Origin of the sequence: Shewanella corallii, assembly GCF_023349125.1 — a bacterium.
Lineage (GTDB): Bacteria > Pseudomonadota > Gammaproteobacteria > Enterobacterales > Shewanellaceae > Shewanella > Shewanella corallii.
In genome coordinates this window covers 151,322-170,366 of the sequence record NZ_JAKIKT010000002.1, presented here as the reverse complement: position 1 = coordinate 170,366, position 19,045 = coordinate 151,322, and the positions used below count along the sequence as shown (strand labels likewise).

At 50.9% G+C, this 19,045-nt stretch carries 16 protein-coding genes and 2 tRNA genes; 14 read left to right on the top strand and 4 right to left on the bottom strand.

Going from position 1 to position 19,045, the window contains the following annotated elements; translation table 11 throughout:
• Position 1: 1 nt before the first annotated feature.
• The 9 genes from L2725_RS06030 (at position 2) to L2725_RS05990 (ending at position 12,367) form a co-directional block, all read left to right on the top strand.
• A complete protein-coding gene (locus tag L2725_RS06030; RefSeq protein ID WP_346429384.1) occupies positions 2 to 1,585 on the top strand; it encodes a tryptophan halogenase family protein in 1,584 nt (527 codons plus the stop codon).
• Positions 1,578 to 2,222 carry a putative 2OG-Fe(II) oxygenase gene (locus L2725_RS06025; RefSeq protein WP_249248139.1) on the top strand — a complete coding sequence of 215 codons (645 nt, stop codon included), beginning with the start codon at positions 1,578 to 1,580 and terminating at the stop codon, positions 2,220 to 2,222. Before L2725_RS06030 ends, L2725_RS06025 begins: the two co-directional genes overlap by 8 nt.
• A gap of 153 nt (positions 2,223 to 2,375) precedes the next feature.
• The gene (locus L2725_RS06020; RefSeq protein ID WP_248935021.1) at positions 2,376 to 3,074 is read left to right on the top strand and encodes a SapC family protein; all 699 of its coding nucleotides are present in this window, start codon (positions 2,376 to 2,378) and stop codon (positions 3,072 to 3,074) included.
• Positions 3,075 to 3,557: 483 nt separating this feature from the next.
• Positions 3,558 to 6,206: a family 20 glycosylhydrolase gene (locus tag L2725_RS06015; RefSeq protein WP_249248138.1), complete on the top strand. Its 2,649-nt coding sequence runs from the start codon at positions 3,558 to 3,560 to the stop codon at positions 6,204 to 6,206.
• 276 nt (positions 6,207 to 6,482) lie between these two features.
• Complete coding sequence (nagK, locus tag L2725_RS06010; protein ID WP_249248137.1) at positions 6,483 to 7,382, top strand: N-acetylglucosamine kinase; 900 nt, start codon at positions 6,483 to 6,485, stop codon at positions 7,380 to 7,382.
• Between the two features lie 25 nt (positions 7,383 to 7,407).
• The gene (gene nagB-II, locus L2725_RS06005) at positions 7,408 to 8,406 is read left to right on the top strand and encodes a glucosamine-6-phosphate deaminase NagB-II (RefSeq protein ID WP_249248136.1); all 999 of its coding nucleotides are present in this window, start codon (positions 7,408 to 7,410) and stop codon (positions 8,404 to 8,406) included.
• A gap of 51 nt (positions 8,407 to 8,457) precedes the next feature.
• A complete protein-coding gene (nagA, locus tag L2725_RS06000; protein ID WP_249248135.1) occupies positions 8,458 to 9,585 on the top strand; it encodes an N-acetylglucosamine-6-phosphate deacetylase in 1,128 nt (375 codons plus the stop codon).
• 36 nt (positions 9,586 to 9,621) lie between these two features.
• On the top strand, positions 9,622 to 10,788 hold the full coding sequence (gene nagX, locus L2725_RS05995; protein ID WP_428985273.1) for a transmembrane glucosamine N-acetyltransferase NagX: 1,167 nt from the start codon (positions 9,622 to 9,624) through the stop codon (positions 10,786 to 10,788).
• A gap of 256 nt (positions 10,789 to 11,044) precedes the next feature.
• On the top strand, positions 11,045 to 12,367 hold the full coding sequence (locus tag L2725_RS05990) for a sugar MFS transporter (RefSeq protein ID WP_428985272.1): 1,323 nt from the start codon (positions 11,045 to 11,047) through the stop codon (positions 12,365 to 12,367).
• 269 nt (positions 12,368 to 12,636) lie between these two features.
• Here the strand turns inward: L2725_RS05990 and L2725_RS05985 are convergent.
• The 4 genes from L2725_RS05985 to mutY form a co-directional block, all read right to left on the bottom strand.
• A tRNA-Thr gene (locus L2725_RS05985) sits at positions 12,637 to 12,712 on the bottom strand.
• 7 nt (positions 12,713 to 12,719) lie between these two features.
• Positions 12,720 to 12,795 (bottom strand) — tRNA-Phe (locus L2725_RS05980).
• Between the two features lie 188 nt (positions 12,796 to 12,983).
• Complete coding sequence (locus L2725_RS05975; protein WP_249248133.1) at positions 12,984 to 13,259, bottom strand: oxidative damage protection protein; 276 nt, start codon at positions 13,257 to 13,259, stop codon at positions 12,984 to 12,986.
• A 10-nt stretch (positions 13,260 to 13,269) separates the two neighbouring features.
• Positions 13,270 to 14,340 carry an A/G-specific adenine glycosylase gene (mutY, locus tag L2725_RS05970; protein WP_249248132.1) on the bottom strand — a complete coding sequence of 357 codons (1,071 nt, stop codon included), beginning with the start codon at positions 14,338 to 14,340 and terminating at the stop codon, positions 13,270 to 13,272.
• Between the two features lie 265 nt (positions 14,341 to 14,605).
• Here mutY and trmB point away from each other — a divergent pair, with 265 nt between their 5' ends.
• From trmB to L2725_RS05945, 5 genes are all read left to right on the top strand, one after another.
• Positions 14,606 to 15,322, top strand: coding sequence for a tRNA (guanosine(46)-N7)-methyltransferase TrmB (gene trmB / locus L2725_RS05965; RefSeq protein WP_115135714.1), 717 nt, complete (start codon positions 14,606 to 14,608; stop codon positions 15,320 to 15,322).
• Positions 15,323 to 15,416: 94 nt separating this feature from the next.
• Positions 15,417 to 15,743 (top strand): 50S ribosome-binding protein YggL, encoded by a 327-nt coding sequence (locus L2725_RS05960; RefSeq protein ID WP_248935014.1) that lies wholly within the window; start codon positions 15,417 to 15,419, stop codon positions 15,741 to 15,743.
• The gene (glsB, locus tag L2725_RS05955; protein ID WP_249248131.1) at positions 15,743 to 16,657 is read left to right on the top strand and encodes a glutaminase B; all 915 of its coding nucleotides are present in this window, start codon (positions 15,743 to 15,745) and stop codon (positions 16,655 to 16,657) included. The genes L2725_RS05960 and glsB overlap by 1 nt, the downstream gene beginning before the upstream one ends.
• Positions 16,658 to 16,856: 199 nt before the next feature.
• A complete protein-coding gene (locus L2725_RS05950; protein WP_249248130.1) occupies positions 16,857 to 17,639 on the top strand; it encodes a YggN family protein in 783 nt (260 codons plus the stop codon).
• Between the two features lie 406 nt (positions 17,640 to 18,045).
• Positions 18,046 to 18,987, top strand: a complete 942-nt coding sequence (locus L2725_RS05945) for a LysR family transcriptional regulator (RefSeq protein ID WP_115135710.1) — start codon at positions 18,046 to 18,048, stop codon at positions 18,985 to 18,987.
• Positions 18,988 to 19,045 lie beyond the last annotated feature (58 nt).

Sequence of the window (19,045 nt, the reverse complement as noted above, 5' to 3'; positions counted from 1 at the left end):
TATGATAAAAAACCCAGTTAGCGCTGGGTTTTTTTATTCGTGGGAGTTGAATATGGAAATTAAGAAAATCGCGATATTAGGGGGCGGTACTGCGGGGTGGATCGCAGCTAATCACCTTGGCGCGCAGTTGAGTGCTGATCCTGATTGTGAAATCACAGTTATTGAGTCTGAGAACATCCCTACAATAGGCGTGGGAGAGGGAACCGTCCCATATATTACCAAGGGGTTACAACGATTTGGGATCTCTGAAGCGGAACTCCTCGTCAGCTGTGATGCGACTTTTAAACAGGGAATTAAGTTCGCACAATGGCTGTGTCCTGAAACTCATGGGGACAACTTCTATTATCATCCATTTGACTCGCCCTATCCCGGGGGCTTCGACATCACACCTTTCTGGCTTACCAAGGCAGGTGAACGAGACTTTGGCGATGTGGGTATTCAAGCCCGAATTGCCGAGGCTGGCTTTGCTCCAAAGAGAATTAGCCAACCTGAGTATCAGGGAGACCTGGCTTATGCCTATCACTTTGATGCAAAAAAGTTTGCTGATTTACTGAGTCGTAATGCGATTAAGCGGTTTGGTGTTTGCCAGGTGAATGCCACTATTGTCGATGGGCGTGTTGATGAGGACGGTAACATCCAGTGCCTGTTTGATGAGCAAGGTAATGAACACGAATTCGACTTCTATGTTGACTGCAGTGGTTTTCACTCAGTGCTGCTGAGTAAAGTGCTAGGTGTCCCATTTTTAGACAAGTCTTCACAACTCTTTACCGATAAAGCACTGGTTCAACAAGTGCCTCTCTGTGACGGGCAACAACTCAATCCTTACACCACTGCAACTGCTCACAAAGCCGGATGGATTTGGGATATCCCATTAACGACGAGAAGAGGCACTGGTTTTGTTTACTCCAGTCAGGACATGAGTGAGCAGGAAGCCTTGAGCCTGTATGCCGATTACCTGGGGATATCTCCGGATGGCTTTAATCCAAGGCGCATCGACATGGCAATTGGTTACCGTGAAAAGTTTTGGCAAGGAAACTGTGTCGCACTTGGTTTGGCTCAGGGTTTTGTTGAGCCGTTGGAAGCGACATCGATACTGGTAACTGATTTTTGCGCTGAACTGCTTGCGCGTACGATACCTGAGAGCAAGCAAGAGGTACCACCTCACAGGGATTACTTTAATCAGGTCGGTTGCTATGTCTGGGAGAGGGTGATTGATTTCATCAAACTTCATTACTGTTTATCTGACCGCACAGACTCGGATTTTTGGGAGCGTAACAGAGATCCAAAAACCTGGTCTTCAGAGCTAACATCAAGGCTGGCTAAATTTAAGTCTATCCACCCTCAGCAAACGGATTTCTTTTCTCAGTTTGACTTATTCAATGAAAAGAACTTTTTATACGTATTGTATGGCATGAAGTATGTGACCAAAGTGCCCTTGCTGTTACCGCAACAGCTGGAGCAAAGTGAGTCACTAATGAGAAATAACACAGAGATTGTAAAGAAAGCTCCACAGTTTTTGCTTGGTCATAAGGAGTGGTTAGAGAAACTCAAACTCCATTACGAAAAGGAGTTTGGCCATGGGTGAGGCGTTCAAAGGCGCAAATATTGCTGTATTTGATTTCCCTGAGTTTGAAACCTATCCGGGATGTGCGAGATGGGATGAAACTCTTGAGCAATTGCTTGCTTTGCCTCAAGTTTCTGAGCAAAACAATGTCCCTGATGCCAAAGGTGGCAGGGCGTTATCGACAGTGCATCTCAGCGACAAGCTGAATATTCCAAAAATTTTGAACTTTACCCAGGACCCACTGGGACGTTGGCTATTGACCAATGTGTTGTATGCCGCAGCTGACTTCGGGCTTGATAAGACCCGCGATATTAAAAAAATGAAGTTTCATCGGACCTGGGTAAACCGCATGACAAAAGGCTGTGATGCTGTAGCTCATCGCCATGCTGCTCCGGGGTGGAATATACCCCATATGGTAGCCATCTTTTACACTCAGGTTCCTGAAAATAGCGCAGACTTAGTATTTATTGACGATAACAGCGAGGTAATGAGGGCTGGCAGTATCTGCGAATACCCGGCTGATAAAACCCACCTGATTCAGGCTAAAGCCGGTAGACTGGTATGTCATGATGCTTGCATTCTTCATGGTACGACCCCGCATCTTAACGATTTGCCAAGAACATGCATTATTTTAGAGATAGGATTTGCTCCCAAATAGCCTATTTATTCAGCAGATTCATTTAACTTTGCCAAGAGGCTGGGATTTGTAAACATTTTTGGTGTAGATTGATGCCCTGTATCTTAAAACAGACTTGTTCGACCGGGGCATGGAGTTCTTCGGTAACAATAACGATAACGAATGGAGAGAGTTATGACGCAGCCTATTACTCTGCTTGACAGCAACAAACATGGCGACCTGAAAATCGGCAAGGTGGATTTCAGCCATCTGGCAGATCAGCATATTGTGCCTGTGACGCTGCATGAGATTGGTCGCGCCGCTATCGATTTCCCGGTAGTGTTCGTCAAAAACAGCGAAACGGGTGAGTTCCAGTCAGTAGCTATGCTGGGCCTGAAGCCTGGGCAGAACCTGATGGTAAAAGATGGCGCCTGGCAGGCATTGTATCTGCCTCACGTAGTACGCGATTACCCTCTGGGTCTGGTACTGAACCCAGATGATAAAGAGCGTGTTTGGATCGGCATCCGTGAAGAAAGCTCTGCGGTCACCAAGGAAGAGGGTGAAGCTCTGTTCAATGGCACCGAAGAGACAGAGTATCTGGCCGCCCGTAAGAAAGCCCTGATTGATCATTACCAACAGGATCAGGCCAGCCGTGCATTGGTTAAGTCACTGGCAGAGCTGGATCTGTTTATCCCACAGACTCTGACTGTTGAAGTGAACGGCGAGAAGCGCAACATCAATGGTATCTACCTGATTAACGAAGCCAAACTGAATGACCTTAGCGAAGAGCAGTTTAACGACCTGCGTAAGCGTGGTTTGTTGGCACCTATCTTCAGCCACCTGACATCTCTGGGACAGATTAACCGTCTGGCTCGTACTGAAGCTCAGGGCTGATATCCGTTGTAGGTAAAAAACCGGCGCCAGCCGGTTTTTTTATGCCTTGAATTTACAAATAAATGAAAAATATATGTTAATGGTGTGGATCTTTTTGCCGGGTTTGTGTAGATTGCAAATGACAGCGTTGTCATTTGCTTGTGTGACAACCTAGTCTTGTAAGGTCTGCATGGATAAGGAGAGGTCTCTTATTCATGTGTAGTTTTACAAATCGATGACGGTCGGGCGACATGCGATTTGTAATTTATAGTCTCTCCCCAGAAACTATGATGGGCTGGGTCCTTTGGGATTCCAGCCATTTTTTTATCCGGTAAGATAGTATCCGGACTGGCCTTCCCCCTGTCAGCGTGCTGACGTTTCTTCGAGTTGGATGCCAGTGTATCTTCCTGAGTGTCGCCCATCGGATTAAGCCTTAATTAACTCGCTGAAACTAATATAGTTATCAAAGGTAATGGAAAGATAACGATAATAAGAGGGATGAAGATGAAACGGACCCAACTCGCTGCCGCGCTCTTGGTACTGGGATTGACGGCCTGCTCTGACAAGGATGCTGCTAACCAGTCTGTCCTGGCGCAGGGGATGACCCAGACTGTGCTTGATTCTCTGGGACAACAACTGGATGTTAAGTATGAAGTCATCACCAATGTGCCGGGGACTCACTGTGGCGAAGGTAAAGACAGATGCTTCAAAGCGGCAATTCATCTGACCCACCCCGAAGACTTCTCAGCTTCAGACTGGTCTATCTATTTCAGCCAGATGAGACCCGTACTCAAAGTCGACTCCGAGCAGTTCACCATTACTCATGTCAAAGGGGATCTGTATCGACTATCCCCAACTGAAAAATTCCAGGGCTTTAAAGCAGGTCAGCAGATCAGCATTCCGTTTGTCGGTGACTTGTGGCAGCTGTCTGAGTCTGATGGTATGCCCAATTATTATCTGACATCCGGTGAGCTTTCTCCGGTTGTGATTGCCAGCACCAAACTCCATGTTGATGCTGACACGGGTATGGAAGTCCGCCCTCATGTCCTTCCTTTTGAGCGTGCTGAGCAATATCTGCGCCGGGAGTCTGACAAGTTGAAGTGGTCAGACGCCGGCGACATCTACACTGCCAACGAGCAAACTGCACTTGAGTCTGCTGCCGTAGCGCCTGGTATTATTCCCTCGCCATCTTCCATTTTTGTTGCCGCAGGAGCGGCCCCTGTCGATATGTCTGCCGGTATCTCTTTGAATTGGGACAGCAGTGCGACTCAGGCTGATAAGCTGGCAGCAGACGCTGCGCTGCTGCGCCTCTCTGTGCTTGGTGTTCCGGCCGCAGACGGTGGCCTGCCAGTCTCCCTGTCAGTTGATAAAGGGCTTGAGGATGAAAGCTATCGATTGGTGACCGGTCAGGACGGCATTAAAATTGAAGCTGCCGGTGGCAAAGGCTTTAACCATGCTCTGGTATCCCTGGCATCATTGCTGGATACCTCGAACAAGACTGTAGCGGTGGTGACAGTCGAAGACAGCCCCAGGTACGCCTATCGTGGCCTGCATATCGATGTATCACGTAATTTCCATGACAAGCAGCAAATGCTCAAGCTGCTGGATCAGATGCACGCCTATAAGTTGAATCAGTTGCATCTGCACATGGGAGATGACGAAGGTTGGCGTCTTGAAATCGACGGCCTACCAGAGTTGACTGATATTGGCAGCAAGCGTTGTCATGATCTGCAGGAAAGAAGCTGTCTGTTGCCGCAGCTGGGCAGTGGTCCTGAAGCGGACGTCGATGTGAATGGCTACTACAGTAAGCAGGATTATGTCGAACTGCTGCAATATGCCGCAGCAAGACAGATCCGGGTTATCCCATCAATGGATATGCCGGGCCACAGCAGAGCCGCAGTCAAGGCGATGGAGGCCAGATACCACACCTTCATGGAGCAAGGTAAAGAAGAGCTTGCCCGTCAGTATCTGCTTACTGACTTTGAAGACAAGACCCAATACTCATCCATCCAGTATTACGATGACAACACCTTAAACGTATGCATGGAATCCACCTTTGTGTTTATCGACAAGGTGATTGATGAGATTGCTGCATTGCACAAACAGGCTGGATTGCCCCTTGAGCTTTACCACATTGGTGCCGATGAAACTGCCGGTGCCTGGGTGAAGTCTCCCGCCTGCGAAGCTTTCGTCGCCAATAACGATCAGGGCGTGACTTCCATGGATGAGCTCGGTCCTTACTTCATTGAGCGCATCAGCCATATACTCGAGCAAAAAGGCATTGAAGTCGCGGGCTGGAGCGATGGTATGGGCCATACCCGGGTAGAGAAGATGCCTGCTGAATCTCAAACTCACTTGTGGGACACTCTGGCCAGTGGTGGTCATAAGAACGCCCATAAGCAGGTTAACTATGGCTGGGATGCCGTGCTGTCATCGCCTGATGTGCTTTACTTTGACTTCCCTTATGAGGCAACACCCAAAGAGCATGGCTACTACTGGGCTCAGCGCCGCAATAACAGCCAGCGGATATTCAACTTTATGCCGGATAATCTGCCAGCCAATGCTGAGCAGTGGACAGATCTTGAAGACCTCCCTTATGAGGCCGACGACACCTTGAAGAAGGATGACAAGGGCAATGTGGTGTCCGCACCTATCGCCAAAGGCAAAGGCTTTATCGGCATGCAGGGACAGCTGTGGAGTGAGACGGTGCGCAGCGACCAGATGGTTGATTACATGTTGTTCCCACGGACGCTGATGCTGGCTGAACGGGCCTGGCATAAGGCTTCCTGGGAAGTACCTTATCGTCATCAGGGCGCTGTTTATAACCAATCCTCAGGTTACTTTACCCCTGAAATGCGCTCAGCGCAGGCCCGGGACTGGCAGCGCGTTGCCAATATTCTGGGACAAAAGGAGCTGGCAAAGCTGGATATCGCCGGAGTCGAGTATCGATTGCCTACACCTGGGGCTGTAGTCAGGGAAGGGAAGCTGTTTGCCAACACCATTTTCCCCGGCCTGCAAGTTGAATATCGCAGCGGGGAAGGGGAGTGGCAGGTCTATACTCCCGGCGCCGAGGTCAGCTTGCCTGTGGCCGTTCGTTCTGTAGCTCCGGACAATAAGCGCCGGAGTCGTGCAGTCTGGGTAGGCCAGCAATAGCCAAGCCGTGCTACTGAGTATTGAAGATAAAAGCCCATCTCTGGATGGGCTTTTTTGCCTCCAAAGTCATTGTTGCTGTTGTTGTGGTCAAATATTAACGTTAGGTTAAAATTATTAATGACAACGCTGTCATTTTTTCGGTAACATGCTTAATCAGGATATCTAAAGGGCTGGGTATGGCTTAAAGCCATTCCCATTGCGGGAGCGCCGCGGCGAAAGGAAGACCTTGACGCCGTCAGAGCCAATAACAAAAAAGCAAACCCGAAGAGGAATTTCATGGGGGCAAGCCAGACAGCATGTAAGCCGACTTATATCGGCATCGACGGCGGCGGCAGTAAGTGCCGGGCCAGTATTTACACGGAAGATCTGGTTCTGTTGGGAACCGGGGTTGCCGGACGGGCCAACCCATTGCATGGCCTGGAGCAGGCGTTCCAATCTATTGAAGAGTCAGTACAGCTGGCGTTGGCCGATGCCAATCTCAAGCCAGAGGATGCCGCAGAGCTGATCGCCGGTGCCGGCTTGGCAGGCGTAAATGTACCCAGCCTGTTTGAGAAGATGGCGGCCTGGCAGCACCCTTTCAAGGCGATGTACCTGACGTCGGATTTGCACACCGCTTGTATAGGTGCCCATGAAGGGGAAGATGGCGCCGTTATTATTACCGGTACGGGTTCATGCGGATATGCCCACGTGGGTGATGAAACCCTGTGCCTTGGCGGTCATGGCTTCGCTCTGGGGGATAAGGGCAGTGGTGCATGGCTTGGGCTGAAGGCCGCAGAACATGTGCTGCTGAGCCTGGATGGGTTCGCACCGGAAACACAGCTCACGCCTGTGTTGATGGCCCAGTTTGAGGCCAGTGATACCACTGCCATAGTGGAAAAGCTGGCCGGTAAGTCCTCTTCAGTTTATGCCACTCTCGCCAGATCTGTGCTCGAGTGCGCAGCGGCCGGAGACAAGGTAGCGCTGAATATTGTCACTGAGGGCGCTGAATACATAAGTCAAATGGCCCGGGCCCTGCTGGCGGTTAATCCTCCCAGATTCTCAATGATTGGCGGCCTTGCCGAGCCACTGCAGCCCTGGCTGGATAAAGATATCGCAGAGGCATTAGCCCCTACGCTGGCACCGCCTGAAGTGGGTGCAGCCCTGTTTGCCAAACACAGTCATGATGACAGACACTGAAATTGCCAGAGTTTAAGGTGAAGAAATGACCAATACTATTATGGAACTGGAAGCGCGCAGCGCTCCTGAAAAAATTGCCGAGCAACTGACCCAGAACGCAGCCAAAGCCGAACAATTGGGCCATGCTCTGCGTGAGCTCGACCCTAAGTTTGTGATGATTGTCGGTCGCGGTTCTTCCGACCATGCAGGTGTTTTCGCCAAGTATCTGTTTGAAATTGAAGCGGGTGTTCCTACTTTCGCTGCTGCGCCATCTGTTGCCAGTGTCTATGGCAAGTCTTTGCGTCTCAACGATGGTCTGGTGATTGTTATCTCCCAGTCTGGTCGTAGCCCTGACATCCTGGCTCAGGCAAAAATGGCAAAAGATGCCGGTGCTTATTGTGTTGCTCTGGTGAATGATGAGTCCGCACCAATCAAAGATATTGTGGATGTGGTGCTGCCACTGAAAGCCGGTGAAGAGAAAGCTGTTGCCGCTACCAAGAGCTACCTGGCAACTCTGTCAGCTCTGTTGCAGCTGGCTGCATACTGGACTGAGAGTGACAGTCTCAAGCAAGCGTTGGATCAGCTGCCCGCTTCTTTGCAGACTGCCGTCGATGCGCAGCCACAACTGACTGCTGAAGCTCTGGGTGATGTTCGCAACCTGGTGGTGCTTGGCCGTGGTCTGGGGTATGCCATTTCCAAAGAGCTGGCACTCAAGATGAAAGAGGTATGCGGCATTCATGCTGAGGCTTTCTCCAGTGCAGAATTCCTCCATGGACCTGTAACTCTGGTGGAAAGCAAGCTGACAGTGATTGACGCCTGTGTGGCGGATGAGTCCTATGCCAGCCATATCGAGCAAATTGAGAATGTTGCCGGTCGTGGCGCTGATATGATTCACCTTAATCAAACCGCCGCAGAAATACACCCGCGTGTGGCACCTCTGGCACTGCTGCAACGTTTCTACATTGATGTTGCCGCTGTGGCAGTGGCCCGTGGCATTGACCCGGATAACCCGAAAGGGCTGAAGAAAGTCACACAGACCCTGTAATCCAATAAAATCAATAACAAGAGTAGCAGCGACAGAACAGGAATAGATGGCATGAAATATACCCTGATAGCAGACAATGTATTTGATGGTGAGCAATTCCTTGGCTCTGTCCCTGTGAATATTGAAGAAGGTCATGTGCTGGCGCTGGATGGTGAAAGTCGTTTTGCCGAACAGCGCGTCAGCGGCACTTTGGTCCCTGGTTTTGTTGATGTACAGGTTAATGGTGGCGGTGGTGTGCTGTTCAACAGTCAGACCGACAGAGCTGGTATCGAGGCCATAGGCAAGGCACATGCCGTCTATGGGACGACCGGCTACCTGCCAACCTTGATCACTGATGATGCTGAGGTGATGGCCAGGGCCGCGGATGCCGTAGCCGACGCGTTGGCAGCCGGCAGCGCCGGTGTGCTGGGTGTTCACTTTGAAGGCCCACATCTGTCTGTGCCCAAGAAAGGTGTACATCCTCAGGGGCATATTCGCAGGATCAGTGATGCTGAACTGGCGATATTCAGCCGTCAGGATCTCGGTGTGAAAGTCGTGACCCTGGCCCCCGAAAATGTCTCCCCGGATGTGATCAGCGCATTGGTAGATGCCGGTGTAAAAGTGTGTCTTGGCCATACCAACGCAGATTACGACACTGTGATAGCTGCCATTGATGCCGGGGCCTCAGGTTTTACCCATCTGTATAATGCCATGTCGCCGCTGACCTCCAGAGAGCCTGGTGTGGTCGGGGCCGCCATTGATGATGAGCGCACCTGGTGTGGCCTGATTGTTGATGGCCACCATGTTCACAGTGCTGCCGCCCGCATTGCGATTAAGGCCAAACCCAGAGGCAAGATGATGCTGGTGACAGATGCCATGCCGCCGGTGGGGATGCCAGAGGGTGAAAGCTTTGAGTTGTTTGGCACCGAAGTGGTTCGCCAGGGTGACAGATTGAACGCAGTTACCGGTGAGTTGGCGGGCTGTGTACTGGATATGGCGAGCGCTGTGCGCAATACCGTGAATGACCTGCAGCAAAGTCTTGAAGAAGCACTGCGTATGGCCTCTTTGTACCCGGCTCAGTATCTGGGACTGGACAAGCAGATTGGCCGTATTGCCGCAGGGTATCGCGCAGACCTGGCATTACTGGATGAATCTCTGAGCAACAGCGCAAGCTTTATCCGCGGAGAGCGTGTATTTTAACGTGCTGATAAAACAAGAATAATAATAGGAGGCGTCATGCCGGAACTCAGCAAGGAAGCCCCGCCCGGGTCGCTGGTCAGTGAATCAAACCGGACAAAACCGCCCAGGCTGATGTCGCTGGATGCACTGCGTGGGTTTGATATGTTCTGGATTCTGGGCGGCGAAAAGCTGTTTGCCGCGCTGTTTGCTCTGACTGCCTGGTCTGGCTGGATGGCAGCCGACGCCCAGATGAAACATACCCAGTGGCATGGCTTTACCTTTTACGACCTTATTTTCCCTCTGTTTATTTTCCTCTCCGGTGTCGCACTGGGGCTGTCACCCAAACGTCTTGATCATCTCCCCATGTCACAGCGCATGCCTAAGTACCGGCATGCAGTAAAGCGTCTGTTGCTGCTGTTGGCCTTTGGCGTGCTTTACAACCACGGCTGGGGCACGGGCATCCCAGCTGACCCTGAGTCCGTTCGCTATGCCAGTGTACTGGGTCGTATCGCCTTTGCCTGGTTCTTTGCCGCCATCATTGTGTGGCACACCTCGCTGCGAACCCAAATCATTATAGCCCTGGGCATATTGCTTGGATATGCCGCCATGCACCTTTGGCTTCCGTTACCCGGCGTGCCAGCAGGGAGTCTGGGCGCGGACGTGTCAATCAATGCCTGGGTAGACCAGCACCTGCTGCCCGGGATCAGCTATCAAAACCGGCCGGTTGATCCTGAAGGCATATTGTCTACGCTGCCTGCCATCGTGAATGCGCTTGCCGGCGTCTTTACCGGTCATTTGATTGTGTCTGCCCGCAGTGGCTGGCAAAAGGCCGGTATCATGGCTGGGGCAGGGGCTTTGAGCCTGTTGTTGGGGTGGGGGGCTGATATCGTCCTGCCGGTAAACAAAGAGCTTTGGACCAGCAGTTTTGTGCTGGTGACGGTGGGATGGAGCCTGATGCTGTTATCCCTGTTTTATGTGCTGGTGGATCTGCTCCAGTTCAGACGCCTGGCTATGCCCTTTGTGGTCATCGGTTGTAACGCCATCATCATCTATCTGGCGTCCAGCCTGGTGAACTGGGACTATATCTCTCTCAGTGTGTTTGGCGGAATAGTCAGCACAGTCACGCTGTCCTGGCAGCCTTTGCTGGCTGTTATTGCATTCTTGGCAGTACAATGGGCATTGCTGGTGTGGATGTACCGACGCAATATCTTTATCAAGGTATAAATCGACTCTGTTAGCAGAGTGTTTTAAAAATGACAGCGTTGTCTTTTTTGAAACCTTGCATTAACATCAAAAGTCAGGGCTTGCTGAAAAAACATCAGATGCGAAGATGTCACAACCCCTGAGCGGCAGGCCCTGCTTGTCGAAGTCCCGATACTTAAGCTATCGGAATCGGTTGTCTCTCCCGTTGAGAGGAAGCCAGGGAACGGCAGGCACTGCCGAATAAATTCACATTATTACTATTATAAGAAGCAGGACTATGACAATGACAGTTGCGAGTAAAGTCGACGGCCAGTCACGTTCCAGCGTGTTGCCAATGACCATCATTGGGGTGTTGTTCTTCATCTTCGGTTTCGTTACCTGGTTGAACGGTTCACTCATTCCTTTTTTGAAAATTATCTGTGAACTGAATGAATTCCAGGCTTTGTTTGTTACCTTTGCCTTCTACATTGCTTACACAGTCATGGCGTTGCCCATGTCATTTATTCTGAGGCGTACCGGTTATAAAAATGGCATGGCTCTGGGCCTGGGTATCATGGTTGTTGGTTCGCTGCTGTTTATCCCGGCGGCGCAAAGTGCCAACTATATGGCATTCCTAGTTGCCCTGTTTGTGCTGGGTACCGGCCTGACCATTCTGCAAACCGCCTCCAATCCTTATGTTGTGCATATCGGCCCCCGTGAAAGTGCAGCAATGCGTATCTCCATTATGGGCCTGATCAACAAAGGCGCCGGCGTTATTGTGCCCATTATGTTTACCGCACTGGTGCTGTCCGGTCTGGAAAACTTCAACTCAGACACACTGGCAGCGCTGAGTGAAGCAGAGCGTCAGGCACAGATTTCCGAACTGTCTTCACGCCTGGTGATGCCATATGTCTACATGGCTGGCGCGTTGTTGTTCCTGGTTGGCCTGGTTAAGTTTTCCTCTCTGCCCGAGCTGGACTTCGAAGAAGAGGAAACCCAGCACAATAAGAAGGGCAGCATCATGCAGTTCCCTCAGGTGGTATTGGGTGCCATTGCCCTGTTCGCCTATGTTGGGGTAGAGGTTATCGCCGGTGATACCATTGGTTTGTTCGGTGAGAACCTTGGCGTGGCCAACTTCGCCTCGCTGACCTCTTACACCATGGTGTTTATGGTATTTGGTTATCTGATTGGTGTGACCTGTATTCCCCGCTTTATGAGCCAGCAAACTGCGCTGCTGCTGTCTGCCGTAGCCGGTGCACTGTGTATTGTTGGTGCTGCAACGGCGTCTACTGAAAGCACTCTGATTGCTGATGTGATGTGGGGCTGGACCGGTATTCCTGTTATCCCGGATGCGGTCACCTTTGTAGCCCTCATGGGTCTGGCTCATGCACTGGTGTGGCCAGCGGTATGGCCACTTGCATTGGAAGGTCTGGGCAAATTTACGGCTCAGGGCTCGGCGCTGCTGATTATGGGTATCTCTGGTGGCGCAATCCTGCCATTGGCATTTGGTAAGATGGCCCACTATTTTGACAGTACCCAGTTTGCTTACTGGATCGGTCTGCCATGTTATCTGTTTATCCTCTTTTATGCGGTGAAAGGCCATAAGATGCGTAAGTGGTAAATCCGGTCTCTGGACCGAAGATCACCCGGATAGCAAAACGCCCGTATTAATGGGCGTTTTTTTATGCTCAACGAAAAGGCTTGGCTCTCTACAGCTCCAGATGTATAAGCACGCGATCTGGATGCGTAAAAGGCTGATAGCTCGTTGGTCGCTCTGAAGCGGGAGAGGGGCATGCCTGGTAGTCCGGATATTGCGACAAACTGAGTGAAAGGAGTTTCGGATAGATAAAAAGCAAAAAAGCCGCCCAAGGGCAGCTTTTTTGCTTTTTATGGTGCCGGCACCAAGAGTCGAACTCGGGACCTACTGATTACAAGTCAGTTGCTCTACCAACTGAGCTATGCCGGCTTAATTGTGGTGCCCGAACCCGGAATCGAACCAGGGACACGCGGATTTTCAATCCGCTGCTCTACCAACTGAGCTATTCGGGCAACTGAACTGAGTGTCAGTCTGCTACTTCAGAATCGGTGTTGCCGTTTCGAAGTGGGCGTATCTTAGCGAGTTAGAGATCAGGTTCGCAAGTGATTTTTCCCGGTAAAAGTCTGACCGTTCAATATTTGCACTCAAGCGAACAAAAAGGGCGCACGCGGCGCCCTTAAGTATCATGATCGAAGTTGAATTAATCTTCGCTTGGAGGCACATAGCCTTCAATTTCAACATCCTGTCCTTTAAACAGGAAAGCTTCCATCTGCTCTTCCAGCAGCTTGCGGTCATCAACATTCATCATGTTGAGCTTCTTTTCGTTGATCAGCATGGTCTGCTTTTGTTGCCACAGTGCCCAGGCTTCTTTGCTGATGCTGTCAAAAATGCGCTTGCCCAGCTCTCCTGGATAAAGTTGAAAATCCAGGCCTTCTGCTTCTTTTTTCAGATAGGCGCAGTTTACGGTACGAGCCATGGTTACTCCTTTAGTTTCCTGCTGAAAGTCCGGTCAACAAGCGTTCGGTTGCTGCGGCCAGACCCACTTTTTCGGGTTGACGAAGGTTATACCAGAGACTCTTGCCGGATTCCATGATTTGAGACTCGACTGCGGTATTGGCAGAGATATGCCAGGCACTGATATCCAGATGGTAGTGACTGAAGGTATGGCGGAAAGCATCTAACTCAATTGGCTCTGTGGTGAAGCCTTGCGCCTCTATATATGCCTGCATATCTGATTGAGTATCAAATTGAGGGAAACACCAAAGTCCGCCCCAGATGCCCGCAGGGGGCCGCTTGTTGAGCAGCACGGTATCGCCGGATTGAACGATCAGCATAAATGCGTTTTTCGCCGGGATCTGTTTCTTCGGCTTTTTACCGGGAAACTCGGTTTGCCGCCCCTGACGCTGGGCGCTGCAATCTGTTGCGACCGGACACAGTTCACACCTGGGTTTGCTGCGGGTGCAAATGCTCGCCCCTATATCCATCATGGCCTGGTTATATTGTTGAACCCCGGCAGCAGGAGTGTATTGGCCGGTTAACTCCCACAGGCGGGTTTCTACGGCCTTCTCGCCGGGCCATCCGGCAATCGCACCATGACGGGCCAATACACGCTTCACATTGCCGTCCAGAATCGGGTGATGCTGTCCCAACGACAGAGATAACACTGCGCCTGCGGTAGAGCGGCCTATGCCGGGCAAAGCCAGCACCTGTTCAAAATCACCGGGGAACACGCCATTGAACTCGTCACGTATTTTTTGTGCGGCTTTGTGCAGGTTACGGGCCCGGGCGTAGTAACCCAGGCCGGTCCAGTGATGAAGCACCTCGTCAGTATCGGCATCGGCAAGGCTGACCACGTCCGGAAATCTGGTCATAAACTTTTGATAGTAAGGGATAACCGTCGCAACCTGGGTTTGCTGCAACATGATCTCTGAAATCCACACCCGATACAGCGTTTTATCTTGCTGCCAGGGCAGATGTTTTCTGCCATGTTGCCCGTACCACTCAATGATGCGGTCAGAGAAGGGGGCGACTTGTTGCTGCCTTGCTTGCTGTGTCATAGTGTTCCGATTGCTGCTTGTGCCAATGGTGCGGGGGCAGTGTAGCCAGCCCCGACAGGTCAGACAATACCAAATGTCCGCACTGAATACCTGTGATGGCAATAAGAGGATCACTCTTGTCGGCTATTGTCTCCGGTTCGCAGGAATACGCAGTAATTTGTCCACAAAATTTCCCATGTAAAGGCTGAAAAGCTTGCGCTGTGGGGTGAACTTTGGATAATGCCCTTCTTTTCCGTTTTTGGGCGTCAAATCAGGCGAGGCAACAATGAGCGAAGTGACCACCGCTGAGTTTAATGAAGAAGGCAAATATCTGCGTAAAATCCGCAGCTTTGTATTGAGAGAAGGCCGTTTGACCAAAGGTCAGGAACAGGCTCTGGAGGCCTATTGGCCGACGATGGGGCTGGACTATACCCCTGACAGTATCGATCTGAACACAGTATTTGGCCGCGACGCGGACACTGTGTTGGAAATCGGTTTTGGTATGGGCGCATCTCTGGTGGAAATGGCTGCTGCTGCTCCTGAATTGAACTTTATCGGTATTGAAGTTCACAAGCCCGGCGTTGGTGCTTGTTTGAGTGATGCCGGTAAGGCTGACGTGACCAATCTGCGTGTATATCACCACGATGCCATTGAAGTGCTGGAAAACAGCATTGCCGATGGTTCTCTGGCACGCGTTCAGCTGTTCTTCCCAGATCCCTGGCACAAGAAGCGCCATCATAAGCGCCGTATCGTGCAGGGCGAATTTGCTCAGCTTATCCGCCGTAAGTTGAAAGTTGGTGGCGTATTCCATATGGCTACTGACTGGGAAAACTATGCCGAGCATATGCTGGAAGTGATGAGTGCGGCAGAAGGTTACCGCAACCAGTCCGGAACCAATGACTATGTTCCCCGTCCGGATCACCGTCCTCTGACCAAGTTTGAAGCCCGTGGCCACCGTTTGGGTCATGGTGTTTGGGATCTGATGTTCGAGAAAGTGGACTAATCTTCCACTGAGTCTCAGCTTTCTGTCCGGCGCGCCCTGGGTGCGCCTTCCCCGGAGGGCAGATCTTCTGCCTTTCAGAAAATAAGGAGTCACTATGGCAAGCAATCGCAGCCGTCGTCTGCGCAAAAAGTTGCGCGTTGATGAGTTTCAGGAGTTGGGCTTTGACGTTCACTGGACGTTCGAGGACAGCGTTTCCGAAGAGCAGATCGATCAGCTGGTTGATAAGTTTATCGACGAAGTGATTGAGGCACGCAAGCTGGGCTTCCACGGTGGTGGACATAAGAGCTGGGAAGGCATAGTTGCCACTCAGAAGCTGGGCAAGTGCAGCGATGACGATCGCAACGCCGTGTTGGCTTTCTGGCAAGCTCAGCCTGCATCCAACGTAGAAGTCACTGAACTATACGATCTCTGGTGGGATTAATGCCAGAGCCACAACTGCTTGAGCAATTGGTGGAGCAAGCCCGGCCTTTATTGGGCCGGGGTAAAGTGGCAGATTACATTCCTGCACTGGCCAAAATCAGTGGCAATAAACTGGGTATAGCCGTCACCACGCCCGATGGCGTCACCATAGGTGCAGGTGATTACCTTGAGCCATTTTCCATTCAGAGTATTTCCAAGGTCTTTAGCCTGACACTGGCTCTGACACTCTACGAAGAGCCTGAAATCTGGGACAGGGTAGGGAAGGAGCCTTCGGGTCATTCATTTAACTCTCTGGTTCAGGTGGAGTTGGAACGGGGTATTCCCAGAAATCCGTTTATTAATGCCGGAGCGCTGGTAATTGCTGACCTGCTGCAGGGCAGACTCAGTGCGCCCAAGCACAGAATGTTGGAGTTGGTTCGCAATCTCAGTGGTAACCCTCAAATCTGTTATGACAAAGAGGTTGCCCGATCTGAGTATGAGCACAGTGCCCGTAACGCCGCCATTGCTTATCTGATGAAGTCCTTTGGCAATTTTGACAATGATGTGGATACCGTGCTGCGCAGTTACTTCCACTATTGCGCACTCAGAATGAGCTGTGCAGACCTGTCCCGCGCCATGATGTACCTGGCCAATAAGGGACAGTCATTGGCTGGTAAGCAGCTGATCTCACCTGTACAGGCCAGACAGCTCAATGCTTTGCTTGCAACTTCGGGTTTGTACGATGGTGCTGGAGAGTTTGCCTACAAGGTAGGTATGCCGGGCAAGAGTGGTGTTGGTGGCGGTATCATTGCCGTTATTCCCGGCGATATGTCGGTATGCGTCTGGTCGCCGGAGCTGGATCTGCAGGGTAACTCAGTTGCCGGAACCGCCATACTCGAAGGTCTCAGCCAAAGTCTGGGGCGCTCTATTTTCTAAGGGCTGTCCGGGCTCTCCCCCTTTGTTGAGATAATCACCAATCAGTGGGCAATTTCACCATTATGCTGTGGAATTGCCTATCCCCGTTTTCGGGACACATCCTGGCTAATCATTTATTTTCTTTTTTATCAGTTGGTTATTAACTTTGGCACAGCATTCGCTATGTCTTATTTATATCCACAAGGAAAAGGACAGAACAATGAAAGCACTCAAGCAATTTACCGCAGCAATGACACTGACTCTGGCTGGCAGCTCACTGGCGATGGCCGCAGATCAGTGTGATATCTCCATTAACTACGATCTTATGGTTGAGCCTAATCAGGTAGTGGTCACTCAGGAAGATGACACCAAGTATCAATTCCGCTCCGGTGAGCTGTTTGTTGATGGTGAGGCGGTTGAACTGAGTGCTTCTCAGCGTAAGTTGGTTACCCAGTATGAAGATGAGCTGGCGACTCAGGTGCCAGAGGTGATTGGCCTGGTGAACGACACTATTGTTCTGGCTGGTGAAGCTATCGGTATGGCTATGACCCCGTTGCTGGGTGAAAGCAGCGCTCAGCTGGCTGAATTGATGGATAACGTCCGTGACCGCCTCGATGATGTAGCTTCCCGTAATGGTGACACCTACTACCTTGGCGCCACAGACTCCACCATCGAAGCGGCGTTTGACGAAGAGTTTGAAAAGGAGATTGAGCAGCTGATGATGCAGTCCATAGGGACCATTATGATGAATGTTGGTGCTCAGCTGGTGAACTCAGATGGTGAAAACTTTGACGATAAGATTGAAGCTTTCAGCCAGAAAATGGACAACATAGGTGAGGAGATTGAACTGGCGATGGAAGCCCGTGGTGAAGCGATTGAAGCCCGTGCCACTGAGATGTGTAACGAGTTCCAACAGATTGCCAAACTGGAAGCGAAAATGCGTAAGGCTATTCCTGAACTGGCCAGTTTCAGATTGACCGAAGCCGACAGCAATCAGATGTAAAACTTTCGAACTTTGATTTCTATTCCGATACTCCCGTTCTGACATTTGGACAATACATCCCGCTTTCCCCTGCATCCATTGGGTGTCAGGGGATTTTTTTGCTCTCCCAAAAGTCATGCAGCTGATTTCTTAAAGCCAACAATCAAACTTCTCCGAACAGGAAGTTACTGACTTTTATCTGGTTATATTAAAAATAGACAGAATGTCTGCTATACTCCCGCCAAAATGTCCACAGATGGCGAATGTTGAGCAGTAGCCTCGGAAAATCTGGATAGTTTTTCTCTTGGCTTGATTGTTCGCCGAATTATTCTCATAGTTTTAAAAACAAGACCGTAGTCTCTGTGCGTTCGCGCTCAGTTTGACCGGCGGAATAATAATAACAGCGAAGCGAACGAAGGCGATTCCCATGTTAGAACTCTTAGAACCGATAGCTATCTTCACCCATGTAGCCAGGGCAGGAAGTTTCAGTGCTGCCGCCCGTCGTTTGGGAATTTCCAAATCCAAGGTGAGTACTCAGGTCGCGGATCTTGAGCACAAACTTGGGGTACAGCTTATTCAGCGAACGACCCGAAGCCTCAGTCTTACTGAAGCTGGCCACCTGTTGTATGTGCAGGGTGAAGAGTTACTCAGAGATGCTGACCAGGCTGTGGCCAGTGTTCACAATCTCAATGATGCAACCCGTGGTGTATTGAAGGTGGGTATCTCCCAGTCTTTCGGCACCATGCATATCATTCCTGCGCTGTCTGAGTTTATGACGACTCACCCGGAGCTGGAGCTTCAGGTGAGCCTGCTGGACCATAAAGTGGATGTTGTCAGTGAGGGGCTGGATCTGCTGCTCACCATGTCTGAGCAATTACCTCTGGGTATGGTCGCCAGACCTTTGATGAAGTGTCAGTTTATGCTGCTGGCTTCCCCTGACTATATAGCCCGTCACGGTGCGCCTGAGCGTCCGGAGCAATTGGTTGACCACAACTGCTTGGTGTACCACGGAGAGTGGCATGAGCACAGTGTGTGGCAGTTCCGTAAGGGTGATGACTATTGTGAGATAGGGGTAAACGGTAATTTCCGGGTAGATAATGCCCCCGCGCTTAAGTCGGCCGCCATCAATGGCCTGGGTGTGGTTTACCTGGCCAGCTATCTGTTGGAAGGTGAGATAGAGAAGGGCACACTGGTGCCGCTGCTGCGCGATTGGCAGTTGAGCCATCATCTGCCATTGCAGGCTGTGTATCCTCGCCGTAAGCATCTGGCACCCAAGGTCAGTGCCTTTATCGACTTTATCAAAGACAGAATCGGTTCCCCTCCATACTGGGACAAGCCTTACGCTGAGCTTTACGCCGAACGTAAGTAATTAGCTTCAGCCAATAAAAACGCCACCTCAATGGGTGGCGTTTTTGTTTTCTGTGTGA

Bases quoted from the DNA above. Each gene is read 5' to 3' on its own strand.
- mutY (WP_249248132.1), bottom strand. From the start codon at position 14,340: ATGACACAGCAAGCAAGGCAGCAACAAGTCGCCCCCTTCTCTGACCGC.
- nagA (WP_249248135.1), top strand. From the start codon at position 8,458: ATGAAATATACCCTGATAGCAGACAATGTATTTGATGGTGAGCAATTC.
- nagK (WP_249248137.1), top strand. From the start codon at position 6,483: ATGGGGGCAAGCCAGACAGCATGTAAGCCGACTTATATCGGCATCGAC.
- L2725_RS05990 (WP_428985272.1), top strand. From the start codon at position 11,045: ATGACAATGACAGTTGCGAGTAAAGTCGACGGCCAGTCACGTTCCAGC.
- L2725_RS05945 (WP_115135710.1), top strand. From the start codon at position 18,046: ATGTTAGAACTCTTAGAACCGATAGCTATCTTCACCCATGTAGCCAGG.
- L2725_RS06030 (WP_346429384.1), top strand. From the start codon at position 2: ATGATAAAAAACCCAGTTAGCGCTGGGTTTTTTTATTCGTGGGAGTTG.
- glsB (WP_249248131.1), top strand. From the start codon at position 15,743: ATGCCAGAGCCACAACTGCTTGAGCAATTGGTGGAGCAAGCCCGGCCT.
- L2725_RS06015 (WP_249248138.1), top strand. From the start codon at position 3,558: ATGAAACGGACCCAACTCGCTGCCGCGCTCTTGGTACTGGGATTGACG.
- nagX (WP_428985273.1), top strand. From the start codon at position 9,622: ATGCCGGAACTCAGCAAGGAAGCCCCGCCCGGGTCGCTGGTCAGTGAA.
- L2725_RS06020 (WP_248935021.1), top strand. From the start codon at position 2,376: ATGACGCAGCCTATTACTCTGCTTGACAGCAACAAACATGGCGACCTG.
- L2725_RS05950 (WP_249248130.1), top strand. From the start codon at position 16,857: ATGAAAGCACTCAAGCAATTTACCGCAGCAATGACACTGACTCTGGCT.
- L2725_RS05975 (WP_249248133.1), bottom strand. From the start codon at position 13,259: ATGGCTCGTACCGTAAACTGCGCCTATCTGAAAAAAGAAGCAGAAGGC.
- nagB-II (WP_249248136.1), top strand. From the start codon at position 7,408: ATGACCAATACTATTATGGAACTGGAAGCGCGCAGCGCTCCTGAAAAA.
- L2725_RS06025 (WP_249248139.1), top strand. From the start codon at position 1,578: ATGGGTGAGGCGTTCAAAGGCGCAAATATTGCTGTATTTGATTTCCCT.
- L2725_RS05960 (WP_248935014.1), top strand. From the start codon at position 15,417: ATGGCAAGCAATCGCAGCCGTCGTCTGCGCAAAAAGTTGCGCGTTGAT.
- trmB (WP_115135714.1), top strand. From the start codon at position 14,606: ATGAGCGAAGTGACCACCGCTGAGTTTAATGAAGAAGGCAAATATCTG.